Consider the following 17,949-nt stretch of genomic DNA (forward strand, 5'->3'; position numbering starts at 1 on the left):
AGCAAAGATCATAAATACAACTATGTTCATTTCTTACCCCCCAACATCGTCAGACTTCCTGTAAAGGCAGGCACAATAACCTCGGTTGTGTAGCGGTCATTTCCTTTTTTATCTTGATATTGACGTGTTTTTAATTGCCCCTCAACAGCGACCAAGATTCCTTTGTGAACATACGATTTTATGATCTGTATAAGCCCCAGATTAATAACCACCACCTTATGCCATTCTGTATGATCCTGACCATTCCACCGCTCTTTGGTTGACAAAGAAAAACTGGCTACTTCTTTGCCTGCTTGGGTGGTGCGAATTTCTGGATCTTTGCCCACATAGCCAATCAACGTCACTCTGTTCATACTACCAATACTCATTACCCAGCCCCATTTACGGCGATAATGCCTTTGCTCACGAGATAGTTAAACGCAGAGGAGTGATGATTTTGAGTATGTTTTATAAGCCATGACGGTGGTTTTTCATTCTTTTCCAATGCCAAAACGGTCAATTGGTTATCACGAGATAACAACTGAAATACTGGATCGGTTGCATGTTTCCCACCGTCAATGTGCCACCGCTCTTTGACCGATGCACGCTGATGACCAGAAGCGATCACTTTGGCAATATAGGGAACGGGATAGGCTTTGCCCCATCCTGTTTCAATGGCTTTTAATACCCGTTCACCATCATGCTTTGCCTCTTCAAACCAAGCCTCGACCTGTTTTAATGCCTCAAACGCATCGATCTTGGCAATTTGTTGCAACCGTTCACAAGCTGTTTTGACGAAGGCTGGAAATGTTTGCTTACCCGTATCTGTTGATATTTTCTTTTTATTTAATTTTTCTTTAAATTCTATTTCTTTTCTCTTCTTAGAAGAAATCGCTGAAACCGTTGATTTTCCTTGATTGTCCTTACGATTTTCGTACGATTTTCGTGCAGATTTCGCACGATTATCGTCAAATTGTATGTTTTCTTGCAAGTTATCCACAGGCTTTGAAACAACTTTATCCTTATTTTGATTACCGATCGCTTGTTGTTCACGCACGATCCGACGACAATATATCGCGCCATTTTCATCAACCGAACAAACTCCATTCTCTTTTAAAATATTAATCAGTCGTTCAGCGCGGTCTTTACGCAGACCAAAACGCTTACCAATATCACCATCACTCATGGGCTTGCCATTAACTGTTAAATAGCCAATCTTTTCACAGCGATTCATCAAACAGACCATATTCATCCATAATCCCTGCGCAGCCATATCGCATTTTTGTAACGCAGGATCGTTCATCCATTTATCCCACCAAAACTTACCCCAAGGAAGATCACGCATGACATATCTCTCCCTCATTACGGGCAATCGCAACAGCAAGATGACAAGGGTCATTGACCGTTTCAAAGAAAAATGGTGCCGTCAACGCCCCGTCATCCAATTGATGCAACATCTTTTTTTCTAACAACAGATCAATATTGTGTTGTATCAGGGCTTTTCTTAAACCTGTCTGCGCGCGAATGGCTTTGTTTCTTTGAAAGTCATTTTCAAAGCTCAATTTACCAAAAGGACTGCCGTCCTTGGTATGAAACATGATCCTGACCAGCACCAATAAAAAAGTGCCTAATTCAATTTCACAGTCATTCTCTTTGAAATAACGCTTTATTTGTAAAGGTTCAGGCTTTACAAAATCATATTTTATAGCTAGCTTTGTCATTGCTCTTTCCTTTGGATTACAGAGCCATTGTGAGGAGCGTGGTCGGGAAACTTTGCATCCTCACAATGATTAAATTGATAATTTAGGTTATTCATGGTCTATCTATTTTGCTTAATGATTGCATGGCAATAACGTTAAAACTGTTCTGATTCACTTTTCATTATTTCCATTCATCATAATCTTTAAAAGCCAGCCACTAGGCGACCAGTTAATGCGTCGAATGACTGGCACATCAAATCCAGCTGATTTTGCCTCGGCGTAAATATCTTTGATATCATTGGTCAAGCCCTTGAGCTCTTCTTCCAAACGCTCGATCCGCTCAACGATGCTGCGTAATCGATCCGCTGCAATCCCGCCTACTTCTGGTTCACTCATGATTGACTAACCTTTCAGATAAAGACCGTGCTTATTCAAAACCTTTATCAACTGATCATTTAATTGATTCATCTGTTTAGCTCGTATTTGCAAATCCTTATGCTCTTGCCAAAGTGTTCCTTTAACCACCGCAAAACCGATAAAGCCCAAGCGTAATTCACTATATCCATCCCCTTTATCAAAACCAAAACCACGCCATGCAGCGGTCATAATTGCTGTAAACATTTTCTAGCCTCATTAATTCTGTCATTAAACTCTTGTTGTAACTCTGGGCAATCAGCCATCAAGACCATCAAATCATGCATACGAGGCGCATTCTTACCATACAGCCAGTTTCTAAAAGTAATAACCGCCCACCCATGTTTTCTAGAAACAACTTTTGCTGCGTTTCTCAGATTTCCATATCGTTTTTGTATATGTCTTTGCGTCATTTCAACGCATAATTCGTTATTAAACATGACAATATTTCGATAACTTTGTGATCTAAAACTTTTCATTGAATTCCTCCATATTAACAACATGTAACAGTTGCTAGTATGGAGGAAACGGAAAGTATGAACCCAATGGATCAAAGCAATGATACTATCCAAAAGATTCGTCTGGTTCATACTTTCCCCTTTCCCCTCAACATCTTGAAAAGAAAGGGCAGAGTATGGCGGGAAAGGAATTTGACTCCCTTTCCCATTTACCCCATGATAAAAGTTACGACACAATTACAATCATGAGGAAACTGGTATGAAAATTGATAAAAACTACGCATTTGAACTTCTACAGAAACTTGAAGAAATATACCCAGAAGCTCTTTATATTTACACCTTAAGTAAAATAGAAAACCCAGTAAAACCTACCCCCATAAAAAATCATAAAACAACGAAAATGCTAAAAAACGAAGCACATATTAAATATCTTTGTGGAGAGGATTTAGTAAAAACATTTGGAAATTCCGATCATGTTATTCTAACCAGCAAAGCAATAAATCTTTTAACGGATGGAATAGATATGGAAAGTTGGATTAAAAAGAAATTGAAACATAACTAACCACCTTGATCAAAAAAAAGCAGCCCAGAACATAGATGCTCTTTTTCATCAGGTGGCTTTAAACGATATTGATCTGCTTCATAAATATATTGTCCATCCACAAGAGCGGTATTTTTAAAATGAATATACAAAGGCTTACCAATAAAGACTTTAACCCAAAAATAGGGAAGTAATGGACAATACAAATCACGCATTTCATCGTCAAACCGATTAACACCATATCTTGGAAGACAAGATTTAATGGATAAGGTCGTTTTTCCATGTACTTCATTATAATCTAAGGATGTTTTATTAATACGAAACAACACTTTACTCATCCTTCTACCCTTTCTTTAACTGAAACCCATACCAAAACAACCAAAGACAATCTTGGAGAATTGCCAGAGTTCTAATGTTCTTCAGGAATAACGAATAAATGTTTATTATTCCATGCCCATGTAACAAAATCAGATGCAGAATGAATAAGATTCCCGTCAGTTGAAGCAACAACCTTTGCCAACTGTTCTCTTATTTTTTCTTCCGATGAAAGGATATGTTTTTTTGTTTCCCTACTTAATTCATCAGGTTCATTATCTATATAACTCATCCCTCTACCCTTTCCTTTGGTCGTTCAATATAATCTGGCCATTGTTGATCCTCTGGCCAATGATCTGAAAGCCATTCCACCGCATGTTCATAATTACGAACTGTGATGCTGCCACCATTCTGTAAACGTGAAAGCGTTGTGCCAGAGTTAAAAATAAGTGTCGATAATGTCGGAAAAACAATTTTCCGACTCTCGCAATATCCAGAACAAAGGGTTAATAACTTGTCGATCATATTCATAACAAAGATATTATACGGGATTAAACCCGCAGTCAATAACATTATATGGGTATAAACCCAAATGACAAAAAATAAAAATAAAGTATTATCCAAAATATGAGCGTTCCAGCATTAGTTTTGAAAATAGAAGAAATACTAAAACAAGAAGGTCTTAGCGAAAGAAAGGCCTGCTTGAATGCGGGTATAAGTATTGATTTTATTAGAGATATGCGCAGAAACGGAAATACACCCAAAACCGATAAACTTTTAAAGCTCGCCCAATCTTTAAACATAGATGTAAATATTTTCCTACATGCGCTTAATGAAAACATCTCCCCTGTCCCTTCCACGTTATATCCTGTTCAATTAAAAACAATTTATATACGCGGGCAAGTTCAAGCTGGGCAATGGACACAAGCCATAGAATGGCCACGTGAAGACTGGGTTCCTGTCCCTATGCCAGAAGACCCTAAATACAAAGACTTTCCGACCTTTGCATTAGCTGTCAAAGGTGATTCGATGAATTTAATGTATCCTGATGGGTCTATTGTCATTGCGGTTAATTTTTGTGATTTAGGACGCAATCCAGAAAATGGAGAATGCGTTGTAACGATTCGACGCGACCCATTAACCGATTGTTACGAAGCAACATTGAAAATCGTTCAAATCCGTGAAGATGGTTCTGTCCTATTATGGCCACGCAGCAATCACCCAGATTTTACCAAACCCATACAACTTCCTAAAATAACCACAAAATATCAAGGCAATGGTTTTGATGGGGATTGTTCGTCTGCCCCTGATATTATGATTCAAAGCCTGGTCATTTGGTCATTAAATAGTGTTCAAAAAGTACCTATCTGAATTTATCAACATGCAATTATTGCGATAGTAATTTATTTATTATACCGTTACCAAAAATGGAGAATATAATGAAAAAATTACTTTTAATGGGTGCCTTTGCTTTATCTTTGCCCACCGCCGTAAAAGCACAACAAACCGTATCTCAAACCACAATCAATCGAGCGATAAATGATGCCAAACAACACTTTTGTACAAATGGCATGAGTGGTTTTGCAAAACATATTAAAAACTGTTACCAAAAAAGTGGTGGTGTTGATAAATGTCTATTAGAAGACATTTCTTTATCTGTATTTGACCATCAATTTCGTGAAGCAATGAAACAACAAACTGGACAAGAAGTGCCTCCATCTGATGTATTTTTTTCACAACCTGTTTCAGAAGCACGTTACAAAAAATATTTCCTGCCCAAGTTTGGAAATAACAATAAGGGATATTCTTATTTAAAACCAGGAATTATCCAAGTTACCGACACAATGGGAAAATGCTTAGATAATACAGAGAAACAAGCAAAAACGACAACTACACGAGCAACCACGGTTTCAGAAGCAGTTGTTAGTGAAGCCGTAACAGACACAAAAGCTAGCTTTTGTAGTAATAGCAATAAAGGTAATCTGACTTTAAAAAGATTAGATTTCGCACAACATATCCTGGGTTGTTATTCTCACTCAGAACAATCACCAGATAAGCTACCCGTATGCATACTAGAAGACTTATCATTCTGGGTTTTCGACAAAAATTCAAGGGCTGCTTCGCCAATATACGACCAAAACTATCCAGGTGATAAACAATTTTTCTCTGCAGTAGATTTTAATGACAGATTACAAGAATATATCGCACCTCACTTTGGATATCTTCCAGATGCTTTAAATTACTTTGATCCTGGTATTAATAAAGTTACAGATACCATGTTGAGTTGTGTCAAATAAAATAAAATAAAATAATATTACCAACAGTAATTATAGTATAATTGGAATAAGAATACCCACCAAAATTCAGACCTCATCAAGAGGTCTTTTTTAAATATCAACTTTATTTTATATTTTTTACGGGATTTTAACCAAATAAATATTGACTACGGGTAATATCCCGTATATACCTGTTTCCATGACAAAACGTCATAAGGGCTTTTGATGTTGAATGATCCAGTTGCGTTTTGCCGGTCACTCCAAATCAATATCACCAAAAAAGCGTTTACTACCTTTTTCGCTGCCCCCTTTAATAAAGGATGATGATATGGATACAAAATATAAAATATGGTTGATTGGGATTTCTTTTTTCATAATTGTTTTGATTAAATTAAGCCTAGTGGGATATGCAATCTATTCAATTTATGCACTCTACCACCTTGCACAAACTACTGGGATTACTACCGCCGACTGGATTTGGTATGGAATAGCCATATTCCTTGGGTTGGGCGGATGCATCTTTAATAGCAAATAGCAAAACGAGAAAATTATGAACGATATTAAAGACGATCAACAAGATGATAGTTATGAGTGGAAATGTTATTTCGAGTACGATTACCATTCATTGCAGCCAGTGGATGTAATGTTAGATCAAAACAAAATTGTAACAAACGTTATTTTATTTGAAGATCGTATATACAATCCTGAATATGAAGTTAAAGAGACCGATAGAATATGCCATATAAAGCTCTACCGTATCTACGATCATTCATACTTCCATATAACTCATTATCGAAAAATAAACTAAATTCCAAGCAAACAAGACGCTAACATATCCACATAGTTTAAATTATCAAACAAAAAAAAGGGACAGGTCTCGAACACCCATCCCTTTCATCATAATTCAAAGGACACCACAAAATGCCTAAAAATCACAGCAACAACATATACCAAACCACCGTATTTAATCAATACCCACCAGAACAACGCGCAATCTTAATTGAAAAAAGAAAGCGTATTATCAACCACCGCATTCAATCCCAAAGCCACTTCAACTACCCTGAAACGGCGAATTATTTTTGGAAACAATCCGAAGTGGAAGCCAAAGAACTGACCCAATGGCTTAAAAACAATCCACCACCAGCATTGAACAGCCCGCCTTTCACTAACCCTTTCACAAAATGCAAACGGTGGCTGCAACAACTATCAATCAACCAATATCCTCAGAATTCAAACCCATGCTCATCGCAATAATACTGACCATACTCTCCAGCGTTTGGCTGGGATACGCAATCAATGATTTTATAAAAGGATGTGGGGAATGACCAAAACATTAATAGATTCATACATGGATTGCCATAGAGTATTCACTCTTCAAATAGGTGATGATACCATTTCTATAGAAGATGATGAAATTGATACTATAGGGAAACCATGGGATCGTACAGAATTAACAGATATATCCACCACCACTTTATATGATTTTGTTGTCAAACTTAATAAAGAAATCAATGACGATGAAAAAGTGGTGTTAGATAGAGAATGGTTACTTAATCAAATTGCCTCTCACTTAAGATCTTTAATTTATTCATATTACTAAATAAACAAGGCATAAAACAATGAAAAGAATTTGGTTAAATATCTTACTCGACAAGATCAAAATATTTAACAAAGATACAAATAAAGACCACAGGATATAGATGATGGAAACAGAAAACAAAATAGTTGGATATGAAGGGTTGGCTAAAATATTAGGATTGTCCGAGAAATATCTACCAATTTTAAGAAAGAAAAATCCAGAAAGATTACCACCGCCAACAAGAGCTTCAAAAACAAAATGGCACATTGATGTCGTCAATGACTGGCTTAAAGATGATAACAACAATAAACCAGCCAGAGGACGGAAAAGAAAAATGTATAACATCCTTTAATCAAGTTTCTTTGCTAATTTACTTGCATCTGGATTATAATAAGTACTTCGCAATTGGTTAATATCCTTATGTCCAGTTATTGCTGCAACCTCCAAAGGATTAAGTTTCTCAGCAAATTGTGTAGTGGCCTCTCGCCTTGCATCATGAAACCTTATATTTTCTAATCCTACAGCAATCTTGGCTTTTCTGAATGTAGAACTTAATACATCTGGGGTAACAGCAACGACCCTGACATTTTTTTGTTGAGGAATTAATAATTTTAACAAAGACTTCGCTTTGGTTGACAAAGGAACATTTCTTTCATCCCCGTTCTTGGTCATATCAAGATGAATATAAGATTCCTCAAGATACAAATCCCCCCAGGTGAATGAACATATTTCCCCTCTGCGCATTGCTGTTGCCAAAGCCAAGCAAAAAGCAAAAGCTACCCACTGACTTGTCGTTGTGGGTGGCGTTTTCATATCCCAGTCGAGCTGTTTAACAATCTTTAACTTATTTTCCTCTGATACTCGCTGATTTCTTGGCCTTGGGTTCTTAGGTTGCTGAATCATTTTTACTGGATTGTATGGTAAATTAACTCCCCATTCCTTAATTGCTGTGTTTAATATTGCTGAAATTAAAATTAACTCTCGTTTAACAGTTAATGGTTGAACTTGCGTCAATCTTTTATCACGCCAAACAGCCATAACCTTATTGGTTAACTTTTCGATAGGAAGTAAAAAAGCAGGATCTCGACAGAGCTTTTCGATTCGAATCCTTTCTTTAACGAACCCTCTTTTTTTAGGCGAAACCGTATTTTTATACTTTTCAAAAATATCAATAACGCTCAAATTCTCATCGATTATAATTTCTTGCTCAAGATTTTCATCATTCAAAATCATAGCTTCCATTTGATAAGCCCATATCTCAGCCTGAGCTTTCGTATCAAACGTTGCTGATAAACGTTTTCCTTTTCTGCTTATCTGCACCCGAAAGGAACCGCTTCTTTTAATAATTGTTGCCATAATATACTTTCAAATACGAGTCATTTTTATAGTATACCATGGTGTAATTTGGTGTAAAATAGATTAAAAAATATAGCAAAATAGGATGTTTTTGTTAAAAATTATGGGGTTTAACTCATTGAATTTAAAGAATACTTAATTAAATCAATAAGTTAATAACGCTCTCTAACAGCACCATCTTCCCTAATCTATTGAAAATTTATGTATAGTGCATGGGAAACCATATTGAAAAACAACTTCCCTTCCCTAATTGACTTTCAATAATCATACTGCCTTTATGGCGAGTAACCAGATGTTTCACAATAGCCAGTCCCAAGCCTGTTCCACCATTTTTATCATCCGCGCGATAGAAACGCTCGGTTAAGCGTGGAATATGATTTTTTTCAATTCCTGGTCCATTATCTTTAATTGAAACAACCCATCCTAAACCCGGCCACTTTATTCTGTCTTCAGAAAAAGCAATTTCACAAATTACTTTAGCATCCTGATTGTCACCTAATGGTGCATATCGCATGGCATTTTCTAATAAATTATGAAAAATCTGAAAAAGCTGATCTTTTTCTGCATCAATTTCTACGTCTTGTCCTTCAACAGAATCTTTATATTCTAAGTCAACCGTTTTATCTTTGATTTTGAACCTTGCTTCTTCTAGTATTTGTTTCAAGACTTCCTTTAAATTGACCTGTTCTTTAATTAGCCTATATTCGTCACGCTCTACCCTTGATAGTGCTAATAATCCATTGGTCAAACGAATCATACGCCCAACTTGCATTTGCATAATATCTAAGAACCTACGCTGCATTTCAGGCTCGGTGTTATCCATGGTTAACAAGGTTTGGACAAATCCATCCAAGGATGTCAAAGGCGTACGTAGCTCATGACTGGCATGGGCAATAAAATCAGTGCGCATTTGATTGAAAGAAATTAACTGACTTTGGTCAATAATAGTGATTAAAACGATATTCTCCAATGTTTCGGGCCGATCGAACGAATGGAAAACAAGTTTAAAATAATAAAATTTAGGCAGTTCAAACTGGATTTCGATCTCAACAACAGAGCCATTAGACTGAGATTCCAAAGTCTGTATAAATAATGGATGTCGTAAAATATCTAAGAATACGTCATTATAATGATTATAAGCATATATATTCAAATCATATGCGATATTATTGGTAAAATATTTAAAATGCTCTTTAAACTGATTTCTTAACGAGGCTGAAATGGGTGCTGTTTGATGAGATATCACTAAAATAGGTAGCGAAATATGGTCGATAATATTCTTAAGATCATCCAGAGCACCAAAGAATTCTTTCGTTGAATCTTGAATAAGAGATTGCTCTTTAACGGATGAAATATTTTTAGAAATTTTTTGGAAAATTAAACAGATACATAGACCAATAATAGTCCCCAACATAAAAACAAATAATACATCAAATTCAATATTATTGAACATCAAGCGCATATCCTGCAGATCGAATCGTACGAATAATATCCCGTTCCCCACCTGCATTCAGCTCTTTTCTTAATCGCAAAATATGAACATCAACGGTTCTAATTTCAACGTTCATATTCTCTCCCCAAACTGCATTTAGTAATTCTTCACGTGAAAACACTTTTTTAGGGTTTCGTAAAAAATATTCTAATATTTTATATTCTGTTGGACCCAAATTAAGTAAACGCTCACCACGATATACTCGGTGCTCTAACATATTAAAAGCAATGTCTTCGAACTGCAAAACCTCGTTTTTAACCTTTGAGGTAAAACTTGAGCGCCTTAACACCGCTTTTAATCTTAGTAATAATGTATCGATACTAAAAGGCTTGGTAATGAAATCGTCGACACCGACATCAAAGGCAGAAATTTCATCAAATTCCTCTCCGCGTGCCGTCAACATAATCACTGCTAAAGCAGAGATTCCCTCTTTCCCACGAATATAACGACAAATATCTAGCCCCGTGCCCCCTGGCAAATTCCAATCTAAAATTAACGCAGAATAGCTATTATTTTGAATATAAGTTAACGCATCCGCGTAGTTTCCAGCCACATCAACTTTATACCCTTTTTTCTCTAAATTATACTGCAATAATAAGGCTATCGACGTATCATCTTCAACAATCAAAATATTTGCCAAAGCATTCATCACGATTCTATCGTGTCCTCTATAACATCAACAGGACCTACACGTTGATAAGGAAGTGTATCACCTGTAAAAACATAATAATAACTCTCGATAATATTAGTAATATGATCCCCTATTCTTTCTAAATTTTTTACCATAAATAATAAATGAGAGCATACCCAAATATATTGTGAATCTTTTTCCATTAAATTGGTTAATTCTGTAAAAACAGATAAATATAAATCATCCACAATATCGTCTGCATTCCATAGATGTAACATCAATTTTTGGTCTTGCGTCGTAATTGCAATCACCACTTGACGCAGATTTTCTTGCACTTGTCGTCCCATTGTCAGTAAACCCGATAACGGAATATTCTCATTAATCGTTTTAATTTGCACGATACGACGACACATCCCCGCAATTAAATCACCAATACGCTCTAGATCTACACAGACTTTGAATGCTGAGACTATTTCACGTAAATCAATCGCCATCGGGGACCGCAATGCTAATATTTGAATAGAAAAGGCACTAACCATTTTCTCATAAGCGTCGATTTCGATATCATGCAAAGCGATTTCATAAGCAGTATCAATTTTACGATCACGCAATACAACCAATGTTTGTGTCAACTGATTTTCGACCATACCAAACATGCGTAAAATCATACTTCGTAGTTGTTCCAGCTCTTGCTCATAACGGCTGACTGTATGTTCTGGAAGTTTATCCACCATTTTATATCATTCCTTTATTATCCAAAACGTCCAGTAATATAATCATGCGTTTTGGCCTGAGCTGGCTTTGTAAATAATGTTGCGGCATCATTAACTTCAATTAGCCCACCAGAGTAAAAGAAAGCAACATTATCCGCACAACGTGCTGCTTGTTGTAAATTATGGGTCACTAATACAATCGTATATTTTTCTTTTAAAATATCCAACAACTCTTCTATTTTCGCGGTGGAAATCGGATCCAATGCTGATGTTGGTTCATCCAGCAACAGCACTTCTGGCTCCACCGCCAAAGCCCTGGCGATACATAATCGTTGTTGCTGTCCGCCTGATAGTCCCAAAGCTGAACGATGTAAACGATCTTTGACCTCATCCCATAATGCCACCTGACGAAGTGCTGTTTCAATTTTTTCCTGTATCCGTGCAGATGAAGGGCGCTCGTATAGTTTAATCCCAAACGCAATATTTTCGTAAATCGACATACTAAATGGCGTTGGCTTTTGAAAAACCATTCCAATACGTGATCTCAGAATATTTAAATCAATATCTTTGTCCAAGATATTCACATCATCAAACAGAATATTGCCCTTTGCATATTGATTTGGATATAAATCATACATCCTGTTTAACATTCGTAACAATGTTGACTTTCCACAACCTGAAGGACCAATCATTGCGGTAACTTTTTTTGCATTAATATCAAAGTTAATATTCCTGAGGGCATGATATGCACCGTAATAGAAATCAACCTTTTGAATTGAAATGGCAACCTGATTATCGGTCATATTAAGTTAATCCTTTTTCCGATGTCTATCTACATATATTCGAGCAATTAAATTTAAACATAAGACAAAAAAAGTGATTAATAAGGCTGCTGTCCATGCAAGTTTAATCCATGTGTCATCTGCAGAATCTGCATATTGATAAATTGTTAATGGCAGGCTTGCCATCGGTTTCAGAATATTCCAACTCCAATCCGAATTGCCCAAAGAGGTAAAGAGCAACGGTGCTGTTTCCCCAGCCATTCTTGATATAGAAAGCAATATACCTGTAATGATGCCACCTTTGGCAGCAGGTAAACAGATAAACAAAATGACTTTCCATTTAGGGGCACCAAGCGCAAAACCGGCTTCATGAATAGCAGATGGAACCATGTTCAATGCCTCTTCAGTAGTACGAGCAATCACTGGCAACGCCAATAATGCCAACGCCACCGAGCCTGCTAATGCTGAATATCCCATCGTCATTACCAACAAAATATAAACAAATAACCCAATTAAAATCGACGGCACTGACATCATAATATCTGCAATAAAACGGATGATCGTACTCAACTTTTTATTACTACATTCAGCCAGGAAGATACCTCCCAATATTCCTGTTGGAACAGCAATAATGATTGCAATACCGACCTGAATCATACTACCTAGTATAGGATTTAGTAACCCACCAGGCAATCCCTGAGGTGCCGTCATATGCGTCAATGTAAAAAAGGATAGGCCAGATAGGCCATTAATAAATAATGTAATTAAAACTGATATTAAAATACAAAGCATAACCAGAATAGTGCTAAAAGCAAAAACCGTCATCAAACGATTTTTTATAAATCGCCACGTGATTAGATGATTTGTACGCCCTTGTAATTTTTTAACGTCTTGTGCCATTTCTACTCTATCCTATCGAGACTTTAAGACTTGCTTTAATAAAAGCTGAGAACAAAACAATACAACAAAAGAAATAACCATCAATACCGCACCCAACGCCATCAAAGATGACATTTTTAAGCTGCCTGCGGCGCTTTCTGAAAACTCCAATGCAATCAAAGACGCAATTGTATTGCTTGGCATAAACAAAGACCAACTAGCATGATGGGCATTTCCAATGACAAAAGTAACCGCCATTGTCTCACCCAAAGCACGTCCCCATCCCAGAACGACCCCACCAACAACACCCTTTTGTACCCATGGAACAATCACTTGATGCATGACTTCCCACCGGGTTGCACCCAAGCTATAGGCACTTTCCTTAAGCATTACGGGAGTATTGGCAAAGGATTCTTGCATAATTGCGGTAATAAACGGCGTAATCATAATTGCCAGGATTAATCCAGCCGTTAAAATACCAATACCATAAGTTCCACCTGAAAAAAGAAGCTCTATATATGGTACATTACCAAAAATATTTTTTAAAAAAGGCTGAACATATTGAGACATTAATGGGACTAAAATGAAAAATCCCCACATTCCCAAAATAATAGAAGGAATAGCAGCCAATAATTGTATAGAGGCTGTAATATATTTCGAAAACCGTTGTGGCATCAGCTCATTTAAACAATACGCACATCCAAAGGACAAAGGAAGTGCCAAAACCACCCCGATACAAGAACTGACTAACGTTCCGACCAAAGCAGCCCCAGCACTAAATTGCTGTTCCCCAGGATTCCAATCCGTAGAAGTTATAAAATGAAAACCAAAGACAGAAAAAGCTTGTTTCCCTTGCCAGAACAGCTCGAAAATGAGCCCCAAGAAAATTAAAAAAATCAATGCACCACCACACCACATCAATGATGTAAATAAATAAGGTATGATTTTTTTATCTTTTCTATATCCTGCTTGCTTCAGCAACATTATTTTGCCTTTGCCTCTTTCCCAGCAACACCAGCATATTCCCAAGTTTTTTCGATTTTTTCTTTAACAACAACAGGCAAAGGAATGTAATGGAGCTGATTAGCAATCGCATCACCATGCTCAAATCCCCATCTGAAAAATTTTGTAACTTCTTGAGAGTTTTTATTTTGTGCTGGAACTAATACATAAGTTGTTGAAACAATCGGCCAAGAAGCCGCATCTTTTGTATCGATCAAATCAACATCATAATTTTTCGCATGAACCCAATCTGCAGCTTTTGCAGCAGCTTTAATTGAATCTTCATTAATAGAAACAAAATCACCTGCCACATTTTTTAACTGTGCTGTATTTAGATGATTCTGCAAAGCATAAGCATATTCAACATATCCAATTCCGCCTTGAATATTCTTAACCATAGAAGCAACTGCTCCATTGCCACGACCACCCATACCCACAGCCCAAGCAATGGACGTATTAGATCCATAAGCCTTTTTCCAATTTGCAGATTCTTTTGACAAGTAAGACGTAAAAACTTGCGTTGTTCCAGAACCATCAGCACGATAAACAGGCGCAATATCAATCGCTGGTAACGTAATTTCTTTATTAATTGCTACGATACGAGGATCGTTCCATTTGGTAACTTTACCTGCATAAATATCAGCAACAATATCCCCCGTCAAACGTAGGTGACCTTCTTTTAACCCAGGAACATTCACAACCACAGCGACACCACCAATAGCCGTTGGAAATTGGACTAAATCTTCTTTGGTTAATTGTTCAATAGGGGTCGCCATATCCAACGCACCAAAATTTACAGTTTTTGCAATAATTTGATTTTTACCTGCACTCGATCCCAAAGGTTGATAATTAACTTTGATGTTAATATCTTTTACAGCACTTGCTGCCCAATTTTGATACAAAGGTGCTGCAAAGCTGGAACCTACACCTGTAATGGTTACGACATCTTGAGCTTTAACATTTGGTAAAACCGCAGCAAAAAAAGCAAAAGAAAGCCCAACAACAGAAACAATACGAAGATTCTTATTTTGGAAAAAAGACATTAATATTTCCTTAGTTACATAAAATTATTCTGAACCAAACTTTACATAAAAAAGAACAAAATACGTGTGAATATTTTATGAAAAACAAGCCTTCAATTTCGAAATTTGTCATATAAGGTTCATAAAACTATTATGAAAATGAAACCCATATCAAAGAGAAATCATTTAATAAAACCATAAAATCATCTTAATGAATTAGGGTTTTCATATGGCTATCTATACTAAATTGCAGCGTACACTTTTACTGACGACTATTATCAGTACAACATTTGCTCCATTTGTTTCAGCACATGCCGATACAAGTCAGGAAGCAACGTTAAAAGCGTTGAACAAACAAATGATCGAAATGAATAAACAGATCATGGCACTTAAAAAAGAGGTTACAACCTTACGCTCTCAACAAAAAAACTTAAAAGCAAATCAAACTGCTAGCCGTAATACAAAAAGTAAAAAAATGGTTGCACAACGTGCACCTGATACAGAGCCTACTCCCCTAGTTTCTCATACGACCACATCATCTGGGCAACCAGATCCTAAGATGATAAACGTTGCAAGCCAAGCAGACGATGCACATCGTAATCAAAAATCAGTCATTGAACTTTTGCATAATGATGGTTTGCCCCCACCCGATCGTGGTGCTTCCTTTTGGTCACCAAACATGCCGTTATTTTCCTCAGCGACCAAACATGATGAAACCGTATATGTTGGTGGTATACGGATCGGATTTCCTGGTGGAAGACCAACCATTGCTACAGATGATGGTCGATATAGTTTCTCTATTGGTCTTGCATTGCAAGAAGATATTGGCAGTTATATTAACTCTGGTAACAGAAGAGGCGAAACTAAAGGTCGATTCTCTCAGTTTAGAGAGACTTTACGCCGTGCTCGTATTCCATTCACCTTCCGATACACAGATTTCGCAGTAAATATCACACCCGATTTTGGCGGCGGAAGTGCTGGTTTATACGAAGCCAATATGCAATATGGTGGTTTAAAAAATACGATCTTAACCTTTGGTTTTTTTGAACCTCGCGTAACCTTAGAAGGATCCGAAAGTTCAAACGAAGGCGCATTAATGGAACGTCCTGCTGCGGTAGAGCTTGCACGTGGTATTGCTGCTGGGGATTCTCGATTCAGTATTGGTGGTGTAACTTACGGAAAGCGTTGGTACGTTGGAAGTTATTTTACAGGACATACCTATAGTGCAACAAAAGATAATCCCGATATTATCAAAGACCAAACAGGTGGAATGCTGCGTGTTGCAGGACGCCCATATGCTAGCAAAGACATAGATTTACATCTAGGTCTATCAGCATCCAGCGCATTTAATGTTGCACAAACCAACAAGGGTAAACAATATAACTTTTCTGGCTCTCCTGGGTTCAGGTTAACGCAAGAAACATTAATAAGAACAGGTGCTTTGGATAATGTTAGTAATGTTTGGGAAGCAGGCCCAGAACTGGCTTTCCGTTGGAATCGATTCTTGGCTAAAGGTGAATATATTCAATATGGAATCAATCGTTCTGGCGGACAAAGAAGCCTGAATTTCGATGGATACTATACATCTTTGACATATACTATCTTAGGAAAACCAAGAAGCTACGATATTCGTTCTGCTGCATTCCGTTCGCCCGCAGTTGAATATGATTTTGATCCAAAACAAAATCATTGGGGTGCTGTGGAAATCAGTGGCCGATGGAGTGTCCTCGATTTAAATAGCCATAAAAACGCTTCTGATGGTGTGCAAGGTGGTAAACAAACCGTCTGGACTGGCGGTGTAAACTGGTATCCAAACCCACATTTCAGAGTCTCTTTGAATTATGATCATGTCATGACGAGCTCTACACCTAATAATCCTTTGAATATCAGAGGCAGAAATCTAGATGCTGTTGCCGCAAGATTCCAAGCTGCATTCTAACCCATCATAATATTGTTTATTCATTCATATCGAAAATTGAAACAAACTGATTGATATGAATGAATATAAACCAAAATGACGTTAAACGCTTATGATTAAAATAACTATAAGCAAGAATGATAAGATTTATTTATGTCTATTAAGGTTTGAAGAAGGCAGAACAATCTCCATTTGTTTTTTATCTAATTCAACATAATCTTTAGACATTCTCTTGTTTGAATTTGTTAAATATGTAGCAAATTCAAGTATAGTATAATCTTTAAATTGAGTATTTTCTTTTATAAAATGGCTAGCTCGTTTTTCAGCTTCCACAGAAGTAAAAAAAGCATATTATATTTGATTGATTGACCGAGTGCAAAAGAACGATCATTATTAAATTGTATTAATTTTGAAACCACCATGTCGGTAATCAAACATTTTTCTTATTCTGGGTTAGAGCTCTGATTTTCAAAATAACAATTATCGACTTCAGCAGCCAAACCTTTTACTCCTTCAGCGCAATATTTTGGAAAAAACTTTTTCTCTGTTGCTTGCATCATAGCTTCAGAAGCTTGTGTTGGCTTGTCTGCTGCTTATGCATTTAAAAGAAATACCAGAATAGGCAAGTAAGAATTTTTTTATTCATTTAACCATAAATAAAATATTTGTTACTTTCTTACTTAAATTAAGAGATTATTTTCTTCATAAGAAATAAATATGACCATTACTTACTTAATGTACGCAAATCAATCATAATTAATTACTAAAATTATTGAAAACTTTAGTATGAAATCTTAAAAGTTAAAGAAAATTGTTAGATTTTTAATATAGCGAAAATATATTTTAGATTTGCGCTGTAAAATATAAGAGATATTTATATGTAAATGTTCGT

Annotated in this window: 25 protein-coding genes; 8 read left to right on the forward strand and 17 right to left on the reverse strand. The window is 36.5% G+C overall.

Features of this window, described 5'->3' with window-relative positions; all coding sequences use genetic code 11:
• Positions 1-26 precede the first annotated feature (26 nt).
• The 6 genes from ssb to PQG54_RS10080 all read right to left on the reverse strand — a co-directional run bounded on the left by ssb (position 27) and on the right by PQG54_RS10080 (position 2,572).
• Positions 27-368: a single-stranded DNA-binding protein gene (gene ssb, locus PQG54_RS10055; RefSeq protein ID WP_271790443.1), complete on the reverse strand. Its 342-nt coding sequence runs from the start codon at positions 366-368 to the stop codon at positions 27-29.
• Positions 368-1,324 carry a hypothetical protein gene (locus PQG54_RS10060; RefSeq protein WP_271790442.1) on the reverse strand — a complete coding sequence of 319 codons (957 nt, stop codon included), beginning with the start codon at positions 1,322-1,324 and terminating at the stop codon, positions 368-370. Before PQG54_RS10060 ends, ssb begins: the two co-directional genes overlap by 1 nt.
• The gene (locus tag PQG54_RS10065; RefSeq protein ID WP_271790441.1) at positions 1,317-1,700 is read right to left on the reverse strand and encodes a hypothetical protein; all 384 of its coding nucleotides are present in this window, start codon (positions 1,698-1,700) and stop codon (positions 1,317-1,319) included. The genes PQG54_RS10060 and PQG54_RS10065 overlap by 8 nt, the downstream gene beginning before the upstream one ends.
• 150 nt (positions 1,701-1,850) lie before the next feature.
• A complete protein-coding gene (locus PQG54_RS10070; RefSeq protein WP_271790440.1) occupies positions 1,851-2,075 on the reverse strand; it encodes a DUF2312 domain-containing protein in 225 nt (74 codons plus the stop codon).
• Between the two features lie 6 nt (positions 2,076-2,081).
• The gene (locus tag PQG54_RS10075) at positions 2,082-2,300 is read right to left on the reverse strand and encodes a hypothetical protein (RefSeq protein WP_271790439.1); all 219 of its coding nucleotides are present in this window, start codon (positions 2,298-2,300) and stop codon (positions 2,082-2,084) included.
• Positions 2,282-2,572, reverse strand: coding sequence for a hypothetical protein (locus PQG54_RS10080; RefSeq protein ID WP_271790438.1), 291 nt, complete (start codon positions 2,570-2,572; stop codon positions 2,282-2,284). The genes PQG54_RS10075 and PQG54_RS10080 overlap by 19 nt, the downstream gene beginning before the upstream one ends.
• Positions 2,573-2,810: 238 nt before the next feature.
• Between PQG54_RS10080 and PQG54_RS10085 the strand changes: the two genes are divergently transcribed.
• Positions 2,811-3,113 (forward strand): hypothetical protein, encoded by a 303-nt coding sequence (locus tag PQG54_RS10085; protein ID WP_271790437.1) that lies wholly within the window; start codon positions 2,811-2,813, stop codon positions 3,111-3,113.
• Here PQG54_RS10085 and PQG54_RS10090 read toward each other — a convergent pair.
• The 3 genes from PQG54_RS10090 to PQG54_RS10100 all read right to left on the reverse strand — a co-directional run bounded on the left by PQG54_RS10090 (position 3,110) and on the right by PQG54_RS10100 (position 3,980).
• Positions 3,110-3,430 (reverse strand): hypothetical protein, encoded by a 321-nt coding sequence (locus PQG54_RS10090; protein ID WP_271790436.1) that lies wholly within the window; start codon positions 3,428-3,430, stop codon positions 3,110-3,112. The genes PQG54_RS10085 and PQG54_RS10090 overlap by 4 nt on opposite strands.
• A gap of 71 nt (positions 3,431-3,501) precedes the next feature.
• Entirely contained in the window at positions 3,502-3,699 is a 198-nt protein-coding gene (locus PQG54_RS10095) for a hypothetical protein (RefSeq protein WP_271790435.1), read from the reverse strand.
• Entirely contained in the window at positions 3,696-3,980 is a 285-nt protein-coding gene (locus tag PQG54_RS10100; protein ID WP_271790434.1) for a hypothetical protein, read from the reverse strand. The genes PQG54_RS10095 and PQG54_RS10100 overlap by 4 nt, the downstream gene beginning before the upstream one ends.
• 54 nt (positions 3,981-4,034) lie before the next feature.
• On the opposite strand from PQG54_RS10100, the gene PQG54_RS10105 reads away from it, so the two are divergent.
• From PQG54_RS10105 to PQG54_RS10130, 6 genes are all read left to right on the forward strand, one after another.
• On the forward strand, positions 4,035-4,778 hold the full coding sequence (locus tag PQG54_RS10105) for a LexA family protein (RefSeq protein ID WP_271790433.1): 744 nt from the start codon (positions 4,035-4,037) through the stop codon (positions 4,776-4,778).
• A gap of 68 nt (positions 4,779-4,846) precedes the next feature.
• Positions 4,847-5,704, forward strand: a complete 858-nt coding sequence (locus PQG54_RS10110) for a hypothetical protein (RefSeq protein WP_271790432.1) — start codon at positions 4,847-4,849, stop codon at positions 5,702-5,704.
• Between the two features lie 307 nt (positions 5,705-6,011).
• A complete protein-coding gene (locus PQG54_RS10115; protein ID WP_271790431.1) occupies positions 6,012-6,218 on the forward strand; it encodes a hypothetical protein in 207 nt (68 codons plus the stop codon).
• A gap of 386 nt (positions 6,219-6,604) precedes the next feature.
• Positions 6,605-6,937, forward strand: a complete 333-nt coding sequence (locus PQG54_RS10120; RefSeq protein ID WP_271790430.1) for a hypothetical protein — start codon at positions 6,605-6,607, stop codon at positions 6,935-6,937.
• Positions 6,938-7,004: 67 nt separating this feature from the next.
• Positions 7,005-7,283, forward strand: coding sequence for a hypothetical protein (locus PQG54_RS10125; RefSeq protein ID WP_271790429.1), 279 nt, complete (start codon positions 7,005-7,007; stop codon positions 7,281-7,283).
• Between the two features lie 100 nt (positions 7,284-7,383).
• Positions 7,384-7,614, forward strand: a complete 231-nt coding sequence (locus PQG54_RS10130; protein ID WP_271790428.1) for a hypothetical protein — start codon at positions 7,384-7,386, stop codon at positions 7,612-7,614.
• On the opposite strand, the gene PQG54_RS10135 is transcribed toward PQG54_RS10130, so the two are convergent.
• The 8 genes from PQG54_RS10135 to pstS form a co-directional block, all read right to left on the reverse strand.
• Positions 7,611-8,618 carry a site-specific integrase gene (locus tag PQG54_RS10135; protein WP_271790427.1) on the reverse strand — a complete coding sequence of 336 codons (1,008 nt, stop codon included), beginning with the start codon at positions 8,616-8,618 and terminating at the stop codon, positions 7,611-7,613. The two genes, PQG54_RS10130 and PQG54_RS10135, sit on opposite strands and share 4 nt — an antisense overlap.
• Before the next feature lie 199 nt (positions 8,619-8,817).
• Complete coding sequence (locus PQG54_RS10140) at positions 8,818-10,071, reverse strand: ATP-binding protein (protein ID WP_271790426.1); 1,254 nt, start codon at positions 10,069-10,071, stop codon at positions 8,818-8,820.
• Complete coding sequence (locus PQG54_RS10145; protein ID WP_271790478.1) at positions 10,061-10,759, reverse strand: response regulator; 699 nt, start codon at positions 10,757-10,759, stop codon at positions 10,061-10,063. The genes PQG54_RS10140 and PQG54_RS10145 overlap by 11 nt, the downstream gene beginning before the upstream one ends.
• Positions 10,759-11,475, reverse strand: coding sequence for a phosphate signaling complex protein PhoU (phoU, locus tag PQG54_RS10150; protein ID WP_271790425.1), 717 nt, complete (start codon positions 11,473-11,475; stop codon positions 10,759-10,761). Before phoU ends, PQG54_RS10145 begins: the two co-directional genes overlap by 1 nt.
• A 17-nt stretch (positions 11,476-11,492) precedes the next feature.
• Positions 11,493-12,257 (reverse strand): phosphate ABC transporter ATP-binding protein PstB, encoded by a 765-nt coding sequence (gene pstB, locus PQG54_RS10155; protein WP_271790424.1) that lies wholly within the window; start codon positions 12,255-12,257, stop codon positions 11,493-11,495.
• Positions 12,258-12,263: 6 nt separating this feature from the next.
• On the reverse strand, positions 12,264-13,136 hold the full coding sequence (gene pstA / locus PQG54_RS10160) for a phosphate ABC transporter permease PstA (RefSeq protein ID WP_271790423.1): 873 nt from the start codon (positions 13,134-13,136) through the stop codon (positions 12,264-12,266).
• A 12-nt stretch (positions 13,137-13,148) separates the two neighbouring features.
• Positions 13,149-14,099: a phosphate ABC transporter permease subunit PstC gene (gene pstC, locus PQG54_RS10165; RefSeq protein WP_271790422.1), complete on the reverse strand. Its 951-nt coding sequence runs from the start codon at positions 14,097-14,099 to the stop codon at positions 13,149-13,151.
• A complete protein-coding gene (pstS, locus tag PQG54_RS10170; RefSeq protein WP_271790421.1) occupies positions 14,099-15,160 on the reverse strand; it encodes a phosphate ABC transporter substrate-binding protein PstS in 1,062 nt (353 codons plus the stop codon). Before pstS ends, pstC begins: the two co-directional genes overlap by 1 nt.
• Before the next feature lie 208 nt (positions 15,161-15,368).
• Between pstS and PQG54_RS10175 the strand changes: the two genes are divergently transcribed.
• Positions 15,369-17,078: a porin gene (locus PQG54_RS10175; RefSeq protein WP_271790420.1), complete on the forward strand. Its 1,710-nt coding sequence runs from the start codon at positions 15,369-15,371 to the stop codon at positions 17,076-17,078.
• Positions 17,079-17,949: the final 871 nt, after the last annotated feature.

This window comes from Commensalibacter communis (assembly GCF_947179015.1).
GTDB classification, from domain to species: domain Bacteria; phylum Pseudomonadota; class Alphaproteobacteria; order Acetobacterales; family Acetobacteraceae; genus Commensalibacter; species Commensalibacter communis.

Bases quoted from the DNA above. Each gene is read 5' to 3' on its own strand.
- ssb (WP_271790443.1), bottom strand. From the start codon at position 368: ATGAGTATTGGTAGTATGAACAGAGTGACGTTGATTGGCTATGTGGGC.
- PQG54_RS10060 (WP_271790442.1), bottom strand. From the start codon at position 1,324: ATGCGTGATCTTCCTTGGGGTAAGTTTTGGTGGGATAAATGGATGAAC.
- PQG54_RS10065 (WP_271790441.1), bottom strand. From the start codon at position 1,700: ATGACAAAGCTAGCTATAAAATATGATTTTGTAAAGCCTGAACCTTTA.
- PQG54_RS10070 (WP_271790440.1), bottom strand. From the start codon at position 2,075: ATGAGTGAACCAGAAGTAGGCGGGATTGCAGCGGATCGATTACGCAGC.
- PQG54_RS10075 (WP_271790439.1), bottom strand. From the start codon at position 2,300: ATGTTTACAGCAATTATGACCGCTGCATGGCGTGGTTTTGGTTTTGAT.
- PQG54_RS10080 (WP_271790438.1), bottom strand. From the start codon at position 2,572: ATGAAAAGTTTTAGATCACAAAGTTATCGAAATATTGTCATGTTTAAT.
- PQG54_RS10085 (WP_271790437.1), top strand. From the start codon at position 2,811: ATGAAAATTGATAAAAACTACGCATTTGAACTTCTACAGAAACTTGAA.
- PQG54_RS10090 (WP_271790436.1), bottom strand. From the start codon at position 3,430: ATGAGTAAAGTGTTGTTTCGTATTAATAAAACATCCTTAGATTATAAT.
- PQG54_RS10095 (WP_271790435.1), bottom strand. From the start codon at position 3,699: ATGAGTTATATAGATAATGAACCTGATGAATTAAGTAGGGAAACAAAA.
- PQG54_RS10100 (WP_271790434.1), bottom strand. From the start codon at position 3,980: ATGTTATTGACTGCGGGTTTAATCCCGTATAATATCTTTGTTATGAAT.
- PQG54_RS10105 (WP_271790433.1), top strand. From the start codon at position 4,035: ATGAGCGTTCCAGCATTAGTTTTGAAAATAGAAGAAATACTAAAACAA.
- PQG54_RS10110 (WP_271790432.1), top strand. From the start codon at position 4,847: ATGAAAAAATTACTTTTAATGGGTGCCTTTGCTTTATCTTTGCCCACC.
- PQG54_RS10115 (WP_271790431.1), top strand. From the start codon at position 6,012: ATGGATACAAAATATAAAATATGGTTGATTGGGATTTCTTTTTTCATA.
- PQG54_RS10120 (WP_271790430.1), top strand. From the start codon at position 6,605: ATGCCTAAAAATCACAGCAACAACATATACCAAACCACCGTATTTAAT.
- PQG54_RS10125 (WP_271790429.1), top strand. From the start codon at position 7,005: ATGACCAAAACATTAATAGATTCATACATGGATTGCCATAGAGTATTC.
- PQG54_RS10130 (WP_271790428.1), top strand. From the start codon at position 7,384: ATGATGGAAACAGAAAACAAAATAGTTGGATATGAAGGGTTGGCTAAA.
- PQG54_RS10135 (WP_271790427.1), bottom strand. From the start codon at position 8,618: ATGGCAACAATTATTAAAAGAAGCGGTTCCTTTCGGGTGCAGATAAGC.
- PQG54_RS10140 (WP_271790426.1), bottom strand. From the start codon at position 10,071: ATGTTCAATAATATTGAATTTGATGTATTATTTGTTTTTATGTTGGGG.
- PQG54_RS10145 (WP_271790478.1), bottom strand. From the start codon at position 10,759: ATGAATGCTTTGGCAAATATTTTGATTGTTGAAGATGATACGTCGATA.
- phoU (WP_271790425.1), bottom strand. From the start codon at position 11,475: ATGGTGGATAAACTTCCAGAACATACAGTCAGCCGTTATGAGCAAGAG.
- pstB (WP_271790424.1), bottom strand. From the start codon at position 12,257: ATGACCGATAATCAGGTTGCCATTTCAATTCAAAAGGTTGATTTCTAT.
- pstA (WP_271790423.1), bottom strand. From the start codon at position 13,136: ATGGCACAAGACGTTAAAAAATTACAAGGGCGTACAAATCATCTAATC.
- pstC (WP_271790422.1), bottom strand. From the start codon at position 14,099: ATGTTGCTGAAGCAAGCAGGATATAGAAAAGATAAAAAAATCATACCT.
- pstS (WP_271790421.1), bottom strand. From the start codon at position 15,160: ATGTCTTTTTTCCAAAATAAGAATCTTCGTATTGTTTCTGTTGTTGGG.
- PQG54_RS10175 (WP_271790420.1), top strand. From the start codon at position 15,369: ATGGCTATCTATACTAAATTGCAGCGTACACTTTTACTGACGACTATT.